General features: G+C 63.2%; 19 protein-coding genes. 6 read left to right on the top strand and 13 right to left on the bottom strand.

Annotated features, from left to right (window positions below; all coding sequences use genetic code 11):
* Positions 1–3: 3 nt before the first annotated feature.
* Positions 4–339 (bottom strand): YbbN family protein, encoded by a 336-nt coding sequence (locus tag ACYAS9_RS16705; RefSeq protein ID WP_463569380.1) that lies wholly within the window; start codon positions 337–339, stop codon positions 4–6.
* A 197-nt stretch (positions 340–536) separates the two neighbouring features.
* On the opposite strand from ACYAS9_RS16705, the gene ACYAS9_RS16700 reads away from it, so the two are divergent.
* Entirely contained in the window at positions 537–1,613 is a 1,077-nt protein-coding gene (locus tag ACYAS9_RS16700; RefSeq protein WP_463569379.1) for a 3-deoxy-7-phosphoheptulonate synthase, read from the top strand.
* A 60-nt stretch (positions 1,614–1,673) separates the two neighbouring features.
* Here the strand turns inward: ACYAS9_RS16700 and ACYAS9_RS16695 are convergent, their stop codons facing one another.
* Positions 1,674–1,967, bottom strand: a complete 294-nt coding sequence (locus tag ACYAS9_RS16695) for a GNAT family N-acetyltransferase (protein WP_463569378.1) — start codon at positions 1,965–1,967, stop codon at positions 1,674–1,676.
* 521 nt (positions 1,968–2,488) lie between these two features.
* Here ACYAS9_RS16695 and ACYAS9_RS16690 point away from each other — a divergent pair.
* Complete coding sequence (locus ACYAS9_RS16690; protein WP_056837380.1) at positions 2,489–2,740, top strand: Lpp/OprI family alanine-zipper lipoprotein; 252 nt, start codon at positions 2,489–2,491, stop codon at positions 2,738–2,740.
* Between the two features lie 84 nt (positions 2,741–2,824).
* Here ACYAS9_RS16690 and ACYAS9_RS16685 read toward each other — a convergent pair whose 3' ends face one another.
* From ACYAS9_RS16685 to ACYAS9_RS16675, 3 genes are all read right to left on the bottom strand, one after another.
* Positions 2,825–3,793 (bottom strand): L,D-transpeptidase family protein, encoded by a 969-nt coding sequence (locus tag ACYAS9_RS16685; protein ID WP_463569377.1) that lies wholly within the window; start codon positions 3,791–3,793, stop codon positions 2,825–2,827.
* A gap of 90 nt (positions 3,794–3,883) precedes the next feature.
* Positions 3,884–4,168, bottom strand: a complete 285-nt coding sequence (locus ACYAS9_RS16680; RefSeq protein WP_463569376.1) for a hypothetical protein — start codon at positions 4,166–4,168, stop codon at positions 3,884–3,886.
* Between the two features lie 57 nt (positions 4,169–4,225).
* Entirely contained in the window at positions 4,226–4,831 is a 606-nt protein-coding gene (locus tag ACYAS9_RS16675) for an arylesterase (protein ID WP_463569375.1), read from the bottom strand.
* A gap of 10 nt (positions 4,832–4,841) precedes the next feature.
* Here ACYAS9_RS16675 and ACYAS9_RS16670 point away from each other — a divergent pair, with 10 nt between their 5' ends.
* Together ACYAS9_RS16670 and ACYAS9_RS16665 are read left to right on the top strand one after the other, a co-directional pair.
* On the top strand, positions 4,842–5,525 hold the full coding sequence (locus ACYAS9_RS16670; RefSeq protein WP_463569374.1) for an ABC transporter ATP-binding protein: 684 nt from the start codon (positions 4,842–4,844) through the stop codon (positions 5,523–5,525).
* Positions 5,525–8,041 carry an ABC transporter permease gene (locus ACYAS9_RS16665; protein ID WP_463569373.1) on the top strand — a complete coding sequence of 839 codons (2,517 nt, stop codon included), beginning with the start codon at positions 5,525–5,527 and terminating at the stop codon, positions 8,039–8,041. The genes ACYAS9_RS16670 and ACYAS9_RS16665 overlap by 1 nt, the downstream gene beginning before the upstream one ends.
* 9 nt (positions 8,042–8,050) lie before the next feature.
* Here ACYAS9_RS16665 and ACYAS9_RS16660 read toward each other — a convergent pair whose 3' ends face one another.
* Together ACYAS9_RS16660 and ACYAS9_RS16655 are read right to left on the bottom strand one after the other, a co-directional pair.
* Positions 8,051–8,611 (bottom strand): DsbA family protein, encoded by a 561-nt coding sequence (locus tag ACYAS9_RS16660; protein WP_463569372.1) that lies wholly within the window; start codon positions 8,609–8,611, stop codon positions 8,051–8,053.
* 82 nt (positions 8,612–8,693) lie between these two features.
* Positions 8,694–9,023: a hypothetical protein gene (locus ACYAS9_RS16655; RefSeq protein WP_463569371.1), complete on the bottom strand. Its 330-nt coding sequence runs from the start codon at positions 9,021–9,023 to the stop codon at positions 8,694–8,696.
* 164 nt (positions 9,024–9,187) lie between these two features.
* On the opposite strand from ACYAS9_RS16655, the gene ACYAS9_RS16650 reads away from it, so the two are divergent.
* Complete coding sequence (locus tag ACYAS9_RS16650; protein WP_463569370.1) at positions 9,188–9,724, top strand: sterol desaturase family protein; 537 nt, start codon at positions 9,188–9,190, stop codon at positions 9,722–9,724.
* Here the strand turns inward: ACYAS9_RS16650 and ACYAS9_RS16645 are convergent.
* The 5 genes from ACYAS9_RS16645 to fni are packed head-to-tail and all read right to left on the bottom strand — an operon-like array spanning position 9,618 to position 15,580.
* Positions 9,618–10,604, bottom strand: coding sequence for a phytoene/squalene synthase family protein (locus tag ACYAS9_RS16645; protein WP_463569369.1), 987 nt, complete (start codon positions 10,602–10,604; stop codon positions 9,618–9,620). The two genes, ACYAS9_RS16650 and ACYAS9_RS16645, sit on opposite strands and share 107 nt — an antisense overlap.
* The gene (locus ACYAS9_RS16640; RefSeq protein WP_463569368.1) at positions 10,601–12,091 is read right to left on the bottom strand and encodes a phytoene desaturase; all 1,491 of its coding nucleotides are present in this window, start codon (positions 12,089–12,091) and stop codon (positions 10,601–10,603) included. Before ACYAS9_RS16640 ends, ACYAS9_RS16645 begins: the two co-directional genes overlap by 4 nt.
* Entirely contained in the window at positions 12,088–13,254 is a 1,167-nt protein-coding gene (gene crtY, locus ACYAS9_RS16635) for a lycopene beta-cyclase CrtY (protein WP_463569367.1), read from the bottom strand. The genes ACYAS9_RS16640 and crtY overlap by 4 nt, the downstream gene beginning before the upstream one ends.
* A complete protein-coding gene (locus ACYAS9_RS16630; RefSeq protein WP_463569366.1) occupies positions 13,251–14,528 on the bottom strand; it encodes a glycosyltransferase in 1,278 nt (425 codons plus the stop codon). The genes crtY and ACYAS9_RS16630 overlap by 4 nt, the downstream gene beginning before the upstream one ends.
* A complete protein-coding gene (gene fni, locus ACYAS9_RS16625; protein ID WP_463569365.1) occupies positions 14,525–15,580 on the bottom strand; it encodes a type 2 isopentenyl-diphosphate Delta-isomerase in 1,056 nt (351 codons plus the stop codon). Before fni ends, ACYAS9_RS16630 begins: the two co-directional genes overlap by 4 nt.
* A 212-nt stretch (positions 15,581–15,792) precedes the next feature.
* Between fni and ACYAS9_RS16620 the strand changes: the two genes are divergently transcribed.
* The gene (locus tag ACYAS9_RS16620) at positions 15,793–16,707 is read left to right on the top strand and encodes a polyprenyl synthetase family protein (protein ID WP_463569364.1); all 915 of its coding nucleotides are present in this window, start codon (positions 15,793–15,795) and stop codon (positions 16,705–16,707) included.
* On the opposite strand, the gene ACYAS9_RS16615 is transcribed toward ACYAS9_RS16620, so the two are convergent.
* Positions 16,704–17,165 (bottom strand): hypothetical protein, encoded by a 462-nt coding sequence (locus ACYAS9_RS16615; RefSeq protein ID WP_463569363.1) that lies wholly within the window; start codon positions 17,163–17,165, stop codon positions 16,704–16,706. The two genes, ACYAS9_RS16620 and ACYAS9_RS16615, sit on opposite strands and share 4 nt — an antisense overlap.
* Positions 17,166–17,176 lie beyond the last annotated feature (11 nt).

Below are 17,176 nucleotides of genomic sequence, written 5' to 3'. Positions count from 1 at the left end.
GGCCTAGGGCAGTTCGTCGGGCTCGCGAGCAAATGCCTGAGCCAGCGCGTCAGTCAGCGCTTGCTGATCGAGGCGGCAGCGTAACGCACCCTGAAAGAGGCCGTCGCGTACCACGAACAATGCCGGCAAATGAAAGACTTCATAACGTTGCACGGCGCCGCCATTGCGGCCCGCATCGACCCAGCAGAGCCGTTCCAGCGCCAGGTTCATCTGCGGCAACCGCTGCCGCGCCCAGCGGCAGCTGGCACAGCCATCGCCGGTGAACAGCACCAGCGAACGCCCCGGCAGCGTGAGTAGCTGCTGGTCGATGTCTAGGTCAGTGAGTTGCAACTGCTCCATCCGGTTACCTGTAAGAGACGATTGGCAGGGCTGACAAGCATACGCCTGTGTTTGCACGCCGATGAACCCGGCATATGGCCTCATCGCCAGCTTGTCGAAACACGCGCTAACGCGCTAAGGTTCGCGCACCCCGCAACGCGATATCTTGCTGGAACCGCCCACCGTGCGGCCAGTGACCGTGACCAAAGAGTAACCCGATGGCCGATTTACCGATTGACGACCTCAACGTTGCCTCCAACGAGACGCTGATCACCCCCAACCTGCTCAAGCACGAGATCCCCCTGACCGCTTCGGCGCAGCGGACCGTGAGTGAAGGTCGTGAGGTGATTCGCAACATTCTCGACGGCAAGGATCACCGCCTGTTCATCGTGGTCGGGCCTTGCTCGATTCATGATCTCAAGGCTGCCAAAGAGTACGCCGAGCGCCTCAAGGCGTTGTCTGCCGAGGTGTCGGACACGCTGTATCTGGTCATGCGCGTGTATTTCGAGAAGCCGCGTACCACCGTCGGCTGGAAAGGCCTGATCAACGATCCGTACCTGGACGACTCGTTCAAGATTCAGGACGGGCTGCACATTGGTCGCCAATTGCTGCTGGACCTGGCCGAAATGGGCCTGCCCACCGCCACCGAAGCGCTGGACCCGATCTCGCCGCAGTACCTGCAAGACCTGATCAGCTGGTCGGCGATTGGCGCACGCACCACCGAATCGCAGACTCACCGCGAAATGGCCTCGGGCCTGTCTTCGGCCGTCGGCTTCAAGAACGGCACCGACGGCGGCCTGACCGTGGCCATCAACGCCTTGCAGTCGGTGTCCAAGCCGCACCGCTTCCTGGGCATCAACCAGGAAGGCGGCGTGTCGATCGTCACCACCAAGGGCAACGCCTACGGCCACGTGGTACTGCGCGGCGGCAACGGCAAGCCCAACTATGATTCGGTCAGCGTTGCATTGTGCGAGCAGGACCTGAACAAGGCCGGCATCGTGCCCAACATCATGGTCGATTGCAGCCACGCCAACTCCAACAAGGACCCGGCCCTGCAGCCGCTGGTCATGGAGAACGTTGCCAACCAGATTCTCGAAGGCAACCAGTCGATCATCGGCCTGATGGTCGAAAGTCATCTGAACTGGGGCGCCCAGTCGATTCCCAAGGATCTGGCAGAGCTGCAATATGGCGTCTCGGTTACCGATGCCTGCATCGACTGGCAAGCCACCGAAAAAACCCTGCGCAGCATGCACGCCAAGCTCAAGGATGTGCTGCCGACGCGCCGCCGCGGCTGATCGCCAGCAGACACGAAAACGCCGGGCATATGCCCGGCGTTTTTCATTTCTGCGCACCTGTCAGCTGAGCAGATCCTGGACGCCGCTCTGGCGCTGGTGCCGCTCCATGTAACGCTCCACATAAGAGCAGGAAGCGATAACGCTGTAACCACCCTCATCGGCAAACGCCAATGCCTGCTCGGTCAGCGCCGCAGCAATGCCGCGACCGCGCAACGCATCGGGCACGAAAGTGCGGTAAAAATCCAGGGTTTGTTTACCCAGGTCCATATAGGTCAGGTAGGCACGATGGCCATCGACATCAACTGTAAATTGATGCCCTGCCTGATCGTGGTGGATGGACAACGCCTCGCTCATCATGACTCCTAGCGGGTCTTGGAATTGGACCCCTACCTTACCGATGTTTTTCCGGCGAAGGAACCTCTACGCCACCTTGTGCCTGACCGGACACCGGTAAAAGCATTGCCGATTACCTTTAACAGCACCTTCAAATAGTAGGCGTCATTACGCGGTCTGCTCAAGCGGCATATTGCTTTAAAACGCAGCGCCCCGAATCCTTTGTCGGCGCATTGAACCGGGACGGGCCGAAAGTTGTCCATTGAGACGCTCGAACCCCAATAAAGTCACTGTGATATCAACCACGTAGTGTCATCTTTCGGGCATAGCGTTATGCAATGACGTGGGGCAAGGGCCAGGTGGATAGTTTTCATACAATCTGCTTGAGAAGTATGACGGAAGACTTTCAGAGGCAAGAATTTTGCAGGTAGCTTGCGCTTCGTCCGTTTACTTACTAGAAACAATGAGTACCATGTACACCGGTCATTTTCTCACTTTCGAGAGATGACATATTTGATGAAAAGTCCTTGAAGGGGAACACAATGAACAATGTCCTGAAACTTTCCGCTCTGGCTCTGGCTGCCGTTCTGGCCACTGGCTGCAGCAGCGTTTCGAAAGAAACCGAAGCTCGTCTGACCGCTACCGAAGACGCCGCTGCTCGTGCACAATCGCGCGCCGACGAAGCCTACCGCAAGGCTGACGAAGCACTGGCTGCTGCTCAAAAAGCTCAGCAAACTGCCGACGAAGCCAACGAGCGCGCTCTGCGCATGCTCGACAAGGCAAGCCGCAAGTAATAATCCCTTCGGGATTGTAAAAAGGCCGACCCGCTTGCGCGGGTCGGCCTTTTTTGTGGCGCATGAAACCCCGTAGAAGCGGCTTTACCAGACTTGCTGCTGTGCAGGCGCCTCGCTCACGGCACCGGCTACCGGAACGGCAATCTCGGTCGGCATGCCCTCTTCCGCCGCGACCACATCGCGCACGGTGTCCCAATTGGTGCGCATGCTGTTGGCCAGGCCTTCGTGCTTGAGCAGGGTATTGATCACCGCCGTGTGCTTGTCGACCACCGACGGGTTGCCCTCCTCGTCCAGCGGCGTGTGCGCCTCCAGCCAGACCTTGCCGCCACTGACGCCGAACTTGTAAGGCTCGTTGATGATGCGCACCGGCGTGCCCACCGGTGCCAGGTCGGCCAGTTCCAGCACGTTGTTGTTGTACATGCGGAAACAGCCGTGGCTGGTGCGCATGCCGATGCCAAACTTCTTGTTCGAGCCATGAATCAGGTAGCCCGACATGCCCAGGCCGAACTTGAACGGCCCCAGCGGGTTGTCGGGGCCGGCCGGCACAACGGCAGGCAGGATATCGCCATCGGCAGCGTGCTCGGCGCGAATCGAAGCCGGTGGCGTCCAAGTCGGGTTCGGGGTCTTGGCCACCACCTTGGTCGTCCCGATCGGCGAGCCCCAGCCTTCACGGCCGATGCCCAAGGCGTAGGTGTAAACCGTGTTGGTGCCTTTCGGGTAGTAATACAGCCGGTACTCGGCCAGGTTGATCACGATGCCTTCACGCGGGCCCGGCGGCAGGATGAACCGGGTCGGCAGGGTGATCTTCGTCCCGGCGCCCGGCAACCAGGCATCCACGCCCGGGTTGGCGGCGATCATCTCCAGATAGCCCAGGCCATAACGGGTGCCAAGATCGGCGAAGGTGTCTTCGTATGTAGCCTCGATGACCTGCTCCTGGCCGACGATGTCTTCACCCGGCGGCGGCAGGGGCAGTTCGATGGCTTGAACAGAACCGGCTGCCCACAACACGGCCAGGGACAGACAGCGGGCAACGACAGGAATGCGCGACAACATCCGGTGAAATCCTTCGGCTAAACGGAAACAGGAAAGAACGGCAGTGTACACCCGGCATCACAGGCACGGGAATGTGCTACAGCCGCCCGCCTAGAGTTCTGGCCAGATCGGCTGCATGCCGCGCCGTTGAGCATCGAGAATAGCCTTGCACAGCAGGCACAGGCGCTCGTCCTGCAACACCTGTGTTTCAACCTGTAACAGGCGTGGCTGGGCCGGCAGCAGGGTGCCGCACAAGGTACGGTCGGCAGAGCCGCCCAGCACCAGTTGGCGGGCAATCAGATGAACCTTGACTTCCTGGCAGGCGAACAGGTCGAGCTGCTCGTCCGGTTCGATCATTTGGTAGGCGTACAAGGACCAGGAGGGGCGCGGCGGCATGAAGGGCTCCAGTAAGGGGGGCGCAACCTTAGCCGAAAGCCCCCGTCCAGAAAAGCCTTAAAGCAGCGGTTTCAGGGTCGGCCAGACATTTTCCAGCAATGCGCCCTGCGCACCGGCCGCCGGATGCAGGCCATCGGCTTGCATCATGTTCGGCACGCCGCCCACACCCTCGAGAAAAAACGGCACGAACGGCACCTTTTTCTCGGCCGCAAGGTCGGTATAGGCCTTTTCGAACAATTGGGTATACCGCGGTCCGTAGTTGGGCGGGATGCGCATGCCCAGCAGCAGTACCTTGGCGCCGGCCTGTTGCGACTGCTGAATCATCGACGCAAGATTTTGTTGCAATTGTGCAGGCTGCTGGCCACGCAGGCCATCATTGCCGCCCAACTCAAGCACCACCAGCTCAGGCTTATGCTCTGCAAGCAGCGCCGGTAGCCGCGCCAGGCCCCCGGCACTGGTGTCGCCGCTGATCGAGGCATTGACCACCTTGTCGCTGAAACCCTGCTCCTGCATACGCTGTTGCAGCAGGCTGACCCAGCCTTGACGGGTATCCAGGCCAAAACCCGCGCTGATACTATCCCCGACGATCAACACCGTGCCCGCCGCTGCGCCCTGTGACAGCAGCAGCAAACCAAGGCTCGCACTTAATAACCACGCACGCATCGGACTCTCCATGAGTGAAAGTATTCTCAGTGCCCAAAGCCTCAGTAAAGTGGTCCCCAGCACCGAAGGTGACCTGACTATCCTGCACGAACTCTCTCTGGAACTGAACAAGGGCGACACATTGGCCATCGTCGGTGCCTCGGGGTCGGGCAAGTCGACCCTGCTGGGCCTGCTCGCCGGCCTGGACCTGCCCAGCGCCGGCAGCGTGATTCTTTCAGGCAACAACCTGAGCCAGCTGGACGAAGACGAACGCGCCCGGGTGCGGGCCGAACACGTAGGCTTTGTGTTCCAGTCGTTCCAGTTGCTCGACAGCCTCAATGCGCTGGAAAACGTCATGCTGCCCATGGAGCTTGAGGGTCGCAAGGACGCTCGCGAGCGCGCCCGTACCCTGCTTGAGCGGGTCGGCCTGGGCAAGCGCCTGACCCACACACCACGCCAGCTCTCGGGCGGCGAGCAGCAACGTGTTGCCATCGCCCGCGCCTTCGCCGCCGAGCCCGATGTGCTGTTCGCCGACGAACCGACCGGTAACCTCGACAGTCATACCGGCGAGCGCATCAGCGACCTGTTGTTCGAACTCAACAAAGAGCGCAACACGACCCTGGTGCTGGTCACCCATGACGAGCGGCTCGCACATCGCTGCCGTCGCCTGATCCGCCTTGAAGCCGGGCGCCAGATCGCCCCTCTGGAGCCTTGATGGCACGCATGCCTCTGTCGCGTCTGTTCAGCCTCGCCACCCGCCAGTTGCAGCGCGATGCCCGCGCCGGCGAGTTGCGGGTGCTGTTCTTTGCCCTGCTGGTGGCCGTTGCCGCCAGCACCGCCATCGGTTACTTCGGCGCCCGCCTGAACGCCGCCATGCTGCTGCGTGCCACCGAGTTTCTCGGCGCCGACCTGATTCTCGAAGGCTCCAGCCCCGCCACGGCCGAGCAACGCAGCGCCGGCGAACAGTTGCAATTGAAGCACGCGCGCATCGTGATTTTTTCCAGCGTGATCGCCACCGACGACGGCATTCAGCTATCGAGCATCAAGGCCGTCGACAACGCCTACCCGCTGCGCGGCGAGCTGAAAAGCGCCGCCGACCTTTATCAACCCGATCAGGTCAGCGCCGGCCCTGCGCCGGGCGAGGCCTGGGCCGAGGCGCGCTTGCTGCCGGCGGTCAACCTCAAGATCGGCGACACCATCGATGTCGGCGCCAAGCCACTGAAGCTGACGCGCATCCTTACGTACGAGCCCGACCGTGCTGGCAATTTCTACAGCCTGACCCCGCGGGTGATGATCAACCTGCAGGACCTGGAAGCCACCGGCGTGGTGCAACCGGGCAGCCGGGTCAGTTTCCGCGAAATGTGGAGCGGTCCGCCTGAAGCCCTGGCCGCCTACCGCAAGGCCATCGAGCCGGGCCTGCAAGCGCATCAGGAAATCAAGGACGCCCGCGACGGCAGTCAGCAGATCGGCGGTGCACTGGGCAAGGCCGAGCGCTACCTGAACATGGCCAGCCTGGTTGCCGTGCTGCTGGCCGGCGTGGCCGTGGCCATGTCGGCGGCGCGCTTTGCCGCCCGGCGCTTCGATGCCAGCGCCCTGCTGCGCTGCCTGGGCCTGTCACGCCGTGAAGCGCTGCTGCTGTTCAGCCTGCAACTGGCGATCATCGGCCTGCTGGCCAGCCTGGCCGGCGCACTGCTGGGCTGGCTGGCGCAATTGGGGTTGTTTGCCCTGCTGCATAACCTGCTGCCGGCCAGCGTGCCGCCCGGCGGCGTAGTGCCGGCACTGGCGGGCATCGGCACCGGGCTGGTGGCGCTGGCAGGCTTTGCCCTGCCGCCGCTGGCCGCACTGGGCCGGGTCCCGCCGCTGCGCGTGTTGCGTCGCGACATGCTGCCGGTGCCGGCCAGTTCGTGGCTGGTGTATGGCACCGCCATCGTGGCGCTGGGCTTGATCATGTGGCGCCTGAGCCTGGACCTGGTGCTGACCTTCGCCCTGCTCGGCGGCGGCATCGTTGCAGCCCTGGTATTCGGCGCCCTGCTGCTGCTCGGCCTGAACAGCCTGCGCCGCCTGCTGGCCGGCGCCACCTTGCCGTGGCGCCTGGGTCTGGGGCAACTGCTGCGTCACCCGCTGGCGGCTGCCGGTCAGTCGCTGGCGTTCGGTCTGATCCTGTTGGCCATGGGCCTGATCGCCCTGCTGCGCGGCGAGCTGCTCGACACCTGGCAAAACCAGTTGCCCGAAGACGCGCCCAACTACTTCGTGCTCAATGTGCTGCCCGCCGACAAGGACAACTTCGCCAAGACCCTGACCACGCTGTCCACGCACGCAGCGCCGCTGTACCCGGTCGTGCCGGGCCGGCTGGTGAGCATCAACGACAAGCCGGTGAACGAGTTCGTTACCAAGGATTCGCGCGGCGAGAACGCTACCCGCCGCGACCTGAACCTGACCTGGGCGGCCAACATGCCCGAGGGCAATGTCATCACGGCCGGGCAATGGTGGCAGGACAACGGCGCGCAACCGGCGGCGGAGGCGGCGCCAAAGGTCTCGGTCGAAGCCAAGCTGGCCGACAGCCTGGGCATCAAGCTGGGTGACCGGCTGGGCTTCACGGTGGGCGGCCTGACCCGCGAAACCGTGGTCAGCAGCCTGCGCGAGGTCAACTGGGACACCTTCCAGCCCAACTTCTTCATCATCTTCCAGCCCGGCACCCTGACCGACCTGCCGACCACCTTCATGACCAGCTTCTACGTGCCACCGGGTCATGACCGGCAGATCGTCGAGTTGTCGCGGACCTATCCGTCGATCAGCATCCTGGGCGTGGAAGCGCTGCTGGCGCAGGTGCGCAGCATCCTTGACCAGGTGACGCTGGCGGTGCAGTTCGTGCTGCTGTTCGTGCTGGCGGCGGGCGTGGCGGTGCTGTTCTCCGGCTTGCAGGCCACGCTGGACGAACGCATCCGTCAGGGCGCCTTGCTGCGCGCACTGGGCGCCCGACGGGCCTTGCTGATCAAGTCGCGGCGCATCGAGTTCGGCTTGCTCGGTGCGGCCAGCGGCTTGCTGGCCGCGCTGGGCTGCGAGCTGGTGAGTTTCGTGCTGTATCGCTTTGCCTTCGACCTGCAATGGTCGCCGCACCCGTGGCTGCTGGTATCGCCACTGATCGGTGCCCTGCTGGTTGGCGGTGCGGGCGTCTACGGCACCCGCCGCGCGCTCAACGCCAGCCCGCTGAGCGTATTGCGCGAGGGTTGATATTGGCTATTACGCCGGGAAAACCTTGGCGATCCACTCCTCGACCTTGTCGCCGCTGCTCAGGTCCGCCTGTACCAGCCCGTCGACGATGAAGGTCGGGGAGACATGAATACCGTTCTGCCGCGCGTATTTGCTGTGCCATTTGATCGCATGCTCCAGCTGCGGCAGGTCAAAGGCTTCGCTCAGGCGCACGCCGCTGTAGCCTTCCAGGCGGGCAATGATGTCATTAGGCGTGGCATCGCGGTTGGGACCGGTCGCATGGTGGTCGAACTCGAACGCCTCGCGGTGCGCTGCAATCGCGGCCATCACCGTCCAGGCCGTGTCCTTGCCGCCTTCAAGGGTCGAGGCCGCGAGAATGCAGCGCACCAGCACGCCTGAGTACATGTGCCACGGCTGCGATTGCAGGCGCACCTTGACGGTAATCCGCTCCTCACCGGCCTGGGCCAGCAAAGCCTTGAGCTTGCCAAAGGCCCTGACCGAGTACGGGCAGGTCGGCTCGAGAAACACTTCGAAGGTGCGCGGCCCGTGCCCCCATACCAGCGGATCGGCGTTCCAGACAGACGTTTCCATGATCACTCCTCGGATTAAAAGGCCACGACGGTAGCACCGCCATGGCCAAGATAACTATTGCCCTTGTGCCCTCAACAGGTGCTCAGTGGTCCACCAAACCGGCATGCCATTGCGCATAGGGCGTATTTTCGACCTTGTACCGATTGAAGTCCGGTGCGCCGTCCTGCCACCACACCGGCCCTCGTTCCCCTAACTGCACCTTGCAGGCATTGACCTCGGCGCGGGCCTGGCGCAAACCGGCTGCATCGCCGGCGCCCTTGGTTCGCCGCACCTCACGGCGTGCCGCCATCAGCGTGTCGACCAGTTGCTGGCGCAGCGGCTCGTGCAACGACGGATCGGTACACCGCCATAACCTGCCCTTGACCACAAAGTAACGTCCATCGGGTGTGACCGGATAGTGCGTGCCCGTCATGGGTCGATCCTTGTCGTGAATAGGGCCGTCTTGAATAGGGCCACGTTCAAAAAACCTTCGTGCTGGCGTACTCTGCACAGACTTGCAGCGCCGATTGATGCCCGCCGATAGAACATCGTCGTGTGCAGACAGTCCCATGCCCAGAACAACTTCAGGTCACGTCGATGATACTCAACACACTGGTTTTTCTCGCCACGCTGGTGGGCATGGAAGCCTTCGCCTGGTACGCGCACAAGTACGTGATGCACGGCTGGGGCTGGGGCTGGCACCGCTCGCACCATGAACCGCGCAGCGGCTGGTTTGAAAAGAATGATCTCTACGCGGTGGTGTTCGCCGGCGTGGCCATCGTGCTGATCGCGCTGGGCACCGCCGGCTGGAATCCGCTGGAGTGGATCGGCGCCGGCATGACCGCCTACGGCCTGCTGTATTTCATTGCCCACGATGGCCTGGTGCATCAGCGCTGGCCGTTTCGGCATGTGCCACGTTCCGGCTATCTCAAGCGCCTGTACCAGGCCCACCTGATGCATCACGCCGTGGCAGGCCAGCACCGCTGCGTGTCGTTCGGTTTTCTCTACGCGCCGTCGACCGCCACGCTCAAGGCGCAGTTGCGTGAGCTGCATGGCGGGCCGTTGAATCGTTCGCAAGCGGGCGTTGCCACAGCCCCTGAGGACGCGCCGGCCACTGCCGACCACGGCCAGTGATCGCCCGCCAGGCGCCCAAGGCCACCAGCCGCAGCTTGTCGGCCTTGCTGGTCGAGACGCGCGTGTCCCAGGCCTGAGCGCCGCGCTGACGCACCTTGACGCCGATTTCCCGGTAAACACCGCTGGCGGTCGCCACCGCCCACGCCGAGCGCCACGGCAAGGCGCTGAGGCCGGCCTCGGCGCTGTGGTAAAACGGCTCGGCCAGATCGACCAGCCGCTGCGCCAGAATCGCCAGGCTCTGGCGATACTCTGGCTCAGCCAGCCGCGCACGCGGGATAGACAACTCATCCAGCCAGTCTTGCGGCAGATAGCAGCGGCCGACACCGGCATCCTCGACGATGTCGCGGGCGATATTGGTCAACTGAAAGGCCATGCCCAGATCGCAGGCGCGGTCCAGGGTCGGCTCGTCGCTGGCGCCCATGACCTGCGCCATCATCAGGCCAACGACGCCGGCGACGTGATAACAATAATCAAGGGTGTCGCCAATGCTGCGGTATTGGCGCTCGTGCACGTCCATGGCAAAACCGGCCAGGTGCTCAAGCGCGTACTGGCGGCGCAGGTCATGGCGGCGCACCACTTCACGCAGTGCGGCAAACGCCGGGTCCTGCACCGGCAAGCCGGCATACACCGCCTCGGTATTAGCGATCAGCCCGTCCAGCCGCCGGCGCACTTCGTCTTCGCTGAGCACCACGGCGTCGTGCCCGGCCTGCTGGCCGTCGATCACATCGTCGCAATGCCGGCACCAGGCATACAGCATCACCGCGCTGCTGCGCGTTGCAGGATCAAACAGCCGTGAAGCGGCAGCGAAGCTTTTCGAGCCGACTTCAATGCTTTGAATCGCGTGATCGAGCAGGCGCTGATCGTCGACCGCATCACTCATGCATGCACCTCGCTGAGCATCAGGCCGGCAGTGGCCTTGGCCGAACCGATCACGCCTGGCACGCCAGCGCCCGGATGAGTACCGGCGCCGACCAGATACAGATTGCTCAGGCTGGCATCGCGGTTATGCGGGCGGAACCAGGCGCTTTGTTGCAGCACCGGCTCCAGCGAAAACGCCGAACCCAGGTGCGCATTGAGCTCATCGCGAAAGTCGAACGGGGTGAAGATGCGGCTGGTCACCAGATCGTCGCGCAAGCCGGGCATGTAGTGTTTTTCGAGGTAAGCGAAGATGCGGTCGCGGTAGCGCGGCCCTTCCACTGTCCAGTCGATCGGCGCGTTGCCCAGGTGCGGCACCGGCGACAGCACGTAATGGCTGGAACAGCCCGGCGGCGCCAGGCTCGGGTCGGTGACGCACGGCGCATGCAGGTACAGCGAAAAATCCTCGGCCAGCTCGGCGCCGCTGAAGATTTCCTTGATCAGCTCGCGATAGCGTGGCCCGAAGCACACCGTATGGTGCTGCAATTGCGGCTGCGGCCGCTTGAGGCCGAAGTGAATGACAAACAGCGAATTACTGAAGCGCTTGCCGGCCAGGCGCTTGCCTTCCTGCTGGCCACGCGGGTGCTGGCCCAACAGGTCGGCATAGGTGTGCATCACATCGGCGTTGGACGCCACGCAATCGGCCGGCCAGTGACGACCGTCCCGGGTACGCACGCCGGTGACCCGACCGCCTGCGGCATCGATGCTCGCCACGTCGGCGTTCAGCTCGACGCGCCCGCCAAGGTCTTCGAACAATTTGACCAGCCCGCTGACCAGCGCGCCGGTGCCGCCCTTGGGAAACCACACGCCCCATTTGCGTTCCAGCGCGTGAATCAGGGTGTAGATCGATGAGGTGGCAAACGGATTGCCGCCCACCAGCAACGAATGAAAGGAAAACGCCTGGCGCAGTTTTTCGTCTTCGATAAAGCTCGACACCTTGCCATACACGCTGCGCCAGGCCTGCAAGCGCGCCAGTTGCGGCCCTGCCTGGATCATGTCGCGAAACGACAGGAACGGCACCGCGCCCAGCTTCAGATAGCCCTCTTCGAACACCGCTTTGGAATACGCCAGAAAGCGCTGATAGCCGGCCACATCCTTGGGGTTGATGGCATGGATCTGCCGGTCCAGCCCGGCCTGGTCGTTGACATAGTCGAACTGCGTGCCGTCTTCCCAGCACAAGCGGTAGAACGGCGACACCGGCAACAGCTCGACATAATCGGCCATCGGCTTTTTCGCCAGCGCAAACAGCTCTTCGATGGCGCTCGGGTCGGTGATCACCGTAGGGCCGGCATCGAAGACAAAGCCCTGGTCTTCATAGACGTACGCACGGCCACCGGGCTTGTCGCGTTTTTCCAGCAGCGTGGTCTGCACGCCAGCGGCCTGCAAGCGAATCGCCAGGGCCAGCCCGCCGAAACCTGCGCCAATCACTACTGCCTGTTTTGCCTGAGTCATGAATGTTTCTCGAAATGCCGGGGCGAATAGCGCAGCGCCGCGCGCAGTGCCTCACCCACGGGAACGGGAGGTTTGCCGGAAAGAATGCGCAGTTTGTCGAACACATGGCTGTGGCCTGCATAAAAGCGGCTGATCAGCCCTTCGGGCAGACCGTAGAAACGCTGCATGACCTGCCAGCGGTTCTCGGCACGCCCGGCCAGAAACAACATGCGGTTGAGCAGCCGGTAAAAGCCCTGGCGCTGCCATTGATGATCGGCCAGCAGGCCAATGCCACGCGCCAGCGTATCGGCGTGCAGATCGGTCTGTGTGGCGATCCAGTCGGCCAGTTGTACGGCATGCGGCAGCGAATAGCCGGTGGTGCAATGGAACAATCCGGCGCGCAAACCCGATACCGGCTGTTTCAGCGACTGAGCCTTGAACGCGTCAAAATCCCCGGCCAGGGTAATCGGCAATACGCCGGTTTCTTCACGCAGGCACTCGCTGATCGTCCAGCCCTTTTGCTGCACATACTCGGCGATGTTGCGCCGCAGTTGCTCGGCCGACGCCAGCGGCCGGTCGACATAATGGGTGTCTTCGATCAACAGCGTGTCGTCGCTGAACGGCAGCACATAGACAAAGCGATAGCCGTCAGCCTGGGTCACGCGGGCGTCCATGATGATCGGCACCTGCACGCCATGCGGCTCGCGCAGGCGCAGCAACTGGCCGAGAAACGCCTGCTGGCCCAGCACCAGATGCGCACTGGGTTGCAAGCCGCGCCCGTCGATGACGGCATGCGCCTGCAACACCTCGCCGCTGTCCAGCACCACGCTGCGCGCGCCGAGCTGGCGGATGCTGCAATCGGTGCGCAGGTCCTCGCCCAGGGCTTCACGCAGCACGCGGGCGAAACGCTCGGAGGTGATCGAGGCGTAACCGCTGTTCAATCGCCGCGAGCGATTGGGGAAATGCACGTCGTAGGCCGGCCAGGTCTTGGCCACCAGCGGCTCGATCCATTGCCGCTGCGCAGGCGTCAGGTCGCCATCGTGAAACGACCAGGTGTGGTTGCCGCCTGGCTCGCTGGCCTGCTCGATGCACAGCACGCGCAGCTCTGGGCGTAGCTGCTTGAGGCGCAAGGCAATCAGCCCGTTGGCAAGGCCGGCGCCTGCCAGAATAAGATCCCGAATCACGTCGTTGCCTCCTCTGCGATGACAGGTTGCCCAGTACGAACGGCCTGCTCGACGATGTCAGCCGCGCGGCTGACACCGCCTGCCCGCTCAAGCTCGGCGGCCAGACGCTGCAACGGCTCGCGTGGGCGCTGCAACAGGTCGCTCAAACGCCGCGCGATCCGCGCCGCATTGGCCCGACGGCTCAGTTGCAGGCCCACGCCACTGTGGCTGACCCGCGCCGCTACCCCTGGCTGATCGAAGGCAATCGGCATGACCAGCATCGGCGTCTGCGCGGCAATGGCGTCCATCACGGTGTTAAGCCCGCCATGGGTGATAACCGCATCGGCCTGTTCGAGCGCCCAGCGCTGCGGGGCAAAATCGGTGACCCACGTCGCGCCATGGCGCAGCAAAAAGCTTTCTTGCGTGGTGTTCAGCGCGCCGCAATGGGCGATCAGCAGTTGCGTATCCAGGTGCCGGCAGGCGATGGCCATTTGTTTGAACATGCCCAGCCGATCACCTTGCAAGGTGCCGAGGCTGGCAAACACCAGCGGGCGTTGATCCTTGATTGGCCAGGTGCCCTGCGTGTCGTTGACGCCGGCGCGCAACGGGCCCACGGCATGAAAATGCGCAGGCGCCGACAGGCGCGGAAAATCAAAGCCGGTGAGGGTCTGACTGATCTGCGCCAGCGGCGAGAGGTAATCGTGCAAGCCGTCACGCGGTGCCACGTTCAATCGCCTGGCCGCCTCATGCAGCGTGCGGCGCAACGGGCGCATCAGCCAGTCATGCACCTGGCGGCTGCCCTCGTACATGCGCAGGCTGCGCTCATCGGTGCCGTAGGCAAAGGGCATTACCGGCAAGGGCAACTGCGGCTCACGATTGATCGGCAAGGCGCAGGCCAGCGAGACAAACGGCAAGCCCAGGCCTTCGGCGACCAGACCGCCAGCGGCTTCCATCTGATCGCACAGCAGCGCATCGACCCGGCCTTGTTGCAGCGCGCCCGGCAGCTCGGCGGCGAGCATCGCGGTGCTGGCGGCCATATCCCCAATAATGCGCCGCAAGCCAAACGGCAGGCCGGGCCGGGCAGCACGTCTCAGGTTTGCCGCCAGGCTGCCGGCGGGATGGCTGAGCGTACCGAGTGGGCAGAACTCGATGCGCGGGTCGCTCAGCCAGGCGCGGGTATCGGCCTGCTGAAAGAAGGTCACCCGATGCCCGCGATCCAGCAAGGTCGTGGCCAACGCCTGAAAGGCCTGGAAATGGCTGTACCAGGCCGACGGCACGACCCCGAAGTGACTCATGAACGAGGCAACGCCTGCGGATACGCGCCGACCAGCCGCGCCTGACGCAAGGCGGCAAGGTTGGCCGAACCGGTGCAGAAACAGGCAATCCGCAACTGGCGGATCATGATTTCGAAATGGGCGATCACGGCCTCCGTCGACACGGTCGCCGCCTGCAACGTGCCGGCCGCCTGACCGACCAGGTCTGCGCCCAGGTGCAGCGCCTTGGCCGCGTCCACGCCATTGCGAATGCCACCGGAGGCCACGATCGTGACCTTCGGAAGCGCTTGTCGCACATTGACCAGGCTGACGGCGGTCGGAATGCCCCAGTCGGCAAAGGCCATGGCGACCTCGCGATCAGCCGGGCTGCGTGCGCGATGCGCCTCGACCGCCGCCCAGCTGGTACCGCCCTGCCCGGCCACATCGATCACCTGCACGCCGGCCTCGACCAGCGCCCGCGCCACTGACGCAGACAGGCCGGCGCCGACTTCCTTGACGATCACCGGCACCTGCAAGCCTTTTACCGTCAGGCTTATGGCGTGCAGCACGCCGCGCCAGTCACGGTCGCCCTCGCCCTGCACCGCTTCCTGCAAGGGATTCAAATGAATGATCAGCGCATCGGCCTGCAGGCTGTCCACCGCGCGGCGTGCCAGGTCGACGCCGTCGCGGCCCAGCAACTGCGCCGCGCCCAGGTTGCCCAGCAACGGAATATCGGGCGCCAGGCGGCGCAATTCAGAGGTCAGGCCCTGATCGCTGCCGCCCTGCAAACCCACACGCTGCGAGCCCACGCCCATGGCAATGCCCAGCGCCTGGGCGGCCTCGGCCAGGTGCCGGTTGATCGCGGTAGAACGCTGTGCGCCGCCGGTCATGGAACTGATCAGCAACGGCGCCTTCAAGGCAATGCCGAGCAGCGCGCTGCTCAGGTCGATATCATCCAGGTTCAGTTCGGGTAATGCACAGTGTTCGAAACGCAATGCGTCAAACCCGGAACCGGCGCCACGGGCGTCGTCCAGGCCGTCGAGCACGATATTCAGGTGATCATCCTTGCGCCGACTCAAATCGTGTTCATTCATGACAGTTGCGTATCCCTGGAATCATTTCGAACGAGGCATTGTCTGTAGATGGATCAAAGTTGTACAAAGCGTAGAGTTTTGCACAACTTACGTACAAGATGTTGCTCTTCAGGCACCCTTGAACGCCAGTCGTTCCATTCCAAGAAACAAGCGAACAAAAACCTTTGCCAAGATGACTCTCCAGGGTTGTCTGCCCCGATCAGGATTCGGCCATGACCACAGCGCAAGCGTGCACACCTCTAGAAAATGGATTTACACAACACCTGGCAAAGGTGCGTGCCAGCGTTGAACAGCGCCTGGATCAATTGCTTCCCGAAAGTGGTAATGAGCGCGACCTGATCGTGCTCGCGATGCGTGAAAGCACCCTCGCCCCCGGCAAGCGCATGCGCCCTATGCTGCTGGTGCTGGCCGCCGAAGGTCTGGGCCAGAGTGGCAATCAGGCACTGGAGCTCGGCTGCGCCGTGGAAATGATCCACGCAGCGTCGCTGGTGCTGGACGACATGCCGTGCATGGACGACGCCAAACTGCGCCGTGGGCTGCCCACCGTGCACCTCAAGTTTGGCCAGGACGTGGCGATTCTCACCGCCATTGCGCTGTTGAGCCGTGCCTTTGCCGTGGTCGCCGCCATCAGCGACCTTGAGGCGACGACCCGCACGCAACTGGTCGAGGTGCTGGCCAACGCGGTGGGCATGCAAGGCTTGGTACGCGGCCAGTTTCAGGACCTGCGCGAAGGCCAGGGCGAACGCTCGGCCGAGCAGATCGCGCGCACCAATACCCTCAAGACCGGCGTGCTGTTCAGCGCGATCATGGACATGGCCTGGATGGTCAGCGACGCCGCACCCGACAAGCGCACAGCCTTGCAAGGCTTTGCGATGGAGCTGGGCCAGGCATTCCAGCTGTACGACGACTTGCAGGACAACAGCCCCGACAACGCCAAGGACCAGGGCAAGGACGAAGGCAAATCAACCTTTATCTCGCTGTACGGCCCGCAGAAAGTCACCCAGCAACTGCACCAGCACCTGCATACCGCACAAGCGCATCTGAATGATGCCTTTGAGGGTGAGCAGCACCTGGCGTGTTACCTGCAAATGATCTTCAACAAGGTTGTGCTGCCAGAGGCGGGTTAATGCAATTCGGCCACGGCCTTGCCCAGCACCTCTGCTTCAGTGAAATGCTTCTCCTGGGTTACCACACCCTTCTCCAGCTTCAGCCATTGCACGCTGTCGCGGTCGCCTGAATAGCGGGCGGCCACGCGGCCGTCCTGATCGAGCAGAATCCGGTATTTGGCCGAGCGCATGGCCGGCACGATCACCGGTTTCATCAGCGCCGGCATCATTTCGATGTCGGCGATATAGATCACCTTGCGTGCCTCCAGATACCCCGCCGGCTGGTCTTCAAGGGCGGCATTGACCATTCTGGCCGCCGACATGCTGCGCGCAACCAGCAACACCTGTGCCTGATCGTCCAGGGTATAGGCCTGCTCGTGCTGGTCGAGCAGGGTCCACCTGACCACCGGTTGCACCGCCGTGTCGGCCAGTACGTTGAAAGAAGTCAGCAGAGCGAACGCGGTAATTGCCAGGCGCATGAATGGTTATC

This window comes from Pseudomonas sp. HP_08, assembly GCF_055284095.1.
This window is presented reverse-complemented; position numbering and strand designations above follow the sequence as displayed.

Coding starts and splice junctions, on each gene's coding strand:
- ACYAS9_RS16705 (WP_463569380.1), bottom strand. CDS start 339: ATGGAGCAGTTGCAACTCACTGACCTAGACATCGACCAGCAGCTACTC.
- ACYAS9_RS16700 (WP_463569379.1), top strand. CDS start 537: ATGGCCGATTTACCGATTGACGACCTCAACGTTGCCTCCAACGAGACG.
- ACYAS9_RS16695 (WP_463569378.1), bottom strand. CDS start 1,967: ATGAGCGAGGCGTTGTCCATCCACCACGATCAGGCAGGGCATCAATTT.
- ACYAS9_RS16690 (WP_056837380.1), top strand. CDS start 2,489: ATGAACAATGTCCTGAAACTTTCCGCTCTGGCTCTGGCTGCCGTTCTG.
- ACYAS9_RS16685 (WP_463569377.1), bottom strand. CDS start 3,793: ATGTTGTCGCGCATTCCTGTCGTTGCCCGCTGTCTGTCCCTGGCCGTG.
- ACYAS9_RS16680 (WP_463569376.1), bottom strand. CDS start 4,168: ATGCCGCCGCGCCCCTCCTGGTCCTTGTACGCCTACCAAATGATCGAA.
- ACYAS9_RS16675 (WP_463569375.1), bottom strand. CDS start 4,831: ATGCGTGCGTGGTTATTAAGTGCGAGCCTTGGTTTGCTGCTGCTGTCA.
- ACYAS9_RS16670 (WP_463569374.1), top strand. CDS start 4,842: ATGAGTGAAAGTATTCTCAGTGCCCAAAGCCTCAGTAAAGTGGTCCCC.
- ACYAS9_RS16665 (WP_463569373.1), top strand. CDS start 5,525: ATGGCACGCATGCCTCTGTCGCGTCTGTTCAGCCTCGCCACCCGCCAG.
- ACYAS9_RS16660 (WP_463569372.1), bottom strand. CDS start 8,611: ATGGAAACGTCTGTCTGGAACGCCGATCCGCTGGTATGGGGGCACGGG.
- ACYAS9_RS16655 (WP_463569371.1), bottom strand. CDS start 9,023: ATGACGGGCACGCACTATCCGGTCACACCCGATGGACGTTACTTTGTG.
- ACYAS9_RS16650 (WP_463569370.1), top strand. CDS start 9,188: ATGATACTCAACACACTGGTTTTTCTCGCCACGCTGGTGGGCATGGAA.
- ACYAS9_RS16645 (WP_463569369.1), bottom strand. CDS start 10,604: ATGAGTGATGCGGTCGACGATCAGCGCCTGCTCGATCACGCGATTCAA.
- ACYAS9_RS16640 (WP_463569368.1), bottom strand. CDS start 12,091: ATGACTCAGGCAAAACAGGCAGTAGTGATTGGCGCAGGTTTCGGCGGG.
- ACYAS9_RS16630 (WP_463569366.1), bottom strand. CDS start 14,528: ATGAGTCACTTCGGGGTCGTGCCGTCGGCCTGGTACAGCCATTTCCAG.
- fni (WP_463569365.1), bottom strand. CDS start 15,580: ATGAATGAACACGATTTGAGTCGGCGCAAGGATGATCACCTGAATATC.
- ACYAS9_RS16620 (WP_463569364.1), top strand. CDS start 15,793: ATGACCACAGCGCAAGCGTGCACACCTCTAGAAAATGGATTTACACAA.
- ACYAS9_RS16615 (WP_463569363.1), bottom strand. CDS start 17,165: ATGCGCCTGGCAATTACCGCGTTCGCTCTGCTGACTTCTTTCAACGTA.